The organism is Vibrio sp. 10N.222.48.A3 (assembly GCF_041475345.1).
Lineage (GTDB): Bacteria > Pseudomonadota > Gammaproteobacteria > Enterobacterales > Vibrionaceae > Vibrio > Vibrio tasmaniensis_A.
Genome location: NZ_JBFRVX010001330.1, coordinates 1 through 1,226, shown reverse-complemented (window position 1 = coordinate 1,226; position 1,226 = coordinate 1). Strand labels below are relative to the sequence as shown.

Sequence of the window (1,226 nt, the reverse complement as noted above, 5' to 3'; positions counted from 1 at the left end):
GGTTAACTCTGGCACTAGAAGGTGATGACCTCAATCTTCATTACCAACCGATAATGGACACCAATAGCAATAAAGTTAAAGGGTTTGAAGCCTTACTAAGATGGTCGGATAAAGATCTTGGCAACATCAAGCCTGATGAGTTTATTAGCCTAGCGGAAGAAACTGGACAGATTGTTCCACTCGGAAAGTGGGTCCTTAACTCTGCACTTAAGCAACTGTCGATATGGCACCGAAAATTTGATGATGAATTGGTAATGAGCATCAATATCTCGTGTATTCAGATGCACACTACTTTTGCAGAGCAACTATCGGCAATGCTCAACTTCTACAACATACAACCTAAAAGTATCGCCCTTGAGATCACTGAATCCTCAATGATCTTCAAACACGGTGAAGTCAGACAAGCATTAGACGATATTTCAGCGTTAGGCGTTGAGCTACACCTTGACGACTTCGGCACTGGCTACTCTTCTCTCTCTATGTTGCATGACTTGCCAATTAGTACCGTTAAGCTAGATAAAAGCTTCGTCCATGGCACCTATAAAGGGAGCGAAGCGATTGTCCAAGCCACCTATGCTATCTGTGAAAAATTGGGGCTTATGGTGGTTGCGGAAGGGGTCGAAACTGAAACACAAAAAGCTTTCTTAACCAGTTGCGGATATCAATATTTACAGGGATTTCTGTTCAGCAAACCTATCCCACCCGATGAAGTCGAAATGCGATTTTTGTCTAGTAGATAACTCGACTCTAAGGGGGTTACTTACTAAAGCAATTAAATTCCCCAAGCACAATATAATTATGTAAGTGGTAGATGCGAAAATGCTATCAACATACCGCTTACGTAAATTTTACGTCATACCCAAGTCTAGATAATTTACACTTTGGTTAGTTGTAATTAAATTACCATTTAAATTACTCCCCAATGTCACCCTAATATAATCATCAATATCCAACCAACCAAAGTAGACATACTTATACTATGCTCTGGAAAATAATACTAGATATTACCCTTTCTTATAGAGCGGGTAATCTTTAATTTATTTCCTTTATTTACATAAACTTAAATGACATGAAAATCAAATCAAGCCATCCTTATAGAAACAGGCCAACAACAGAAGTAAACACAAGTGAAATACAAATTAACATAGAAAAGAAAACTATATTTTCAAAATTAACAATAAAGAAACCATGTCGAGATAATCATAAAAACCCGGAGAGATCTGACA

General features: G+C 37.9%; 1 protein-coding gene. It reads left to right on the top strand.

Going from position 1 to position 1,226, the window contains the following annotated elements; all coding sequences use genetic code 11:
* On the top strand, positions 1-740 hold a 740-nt coding region (locus AB4653_RS26120), incomplete at its 5' end, for a putative bifunctional diguanylate cyclase/phosphodiesterase (protein ID WP_372105679.1).
* Positions 741-1,226 lie beyond the last annotated feature (486 nt).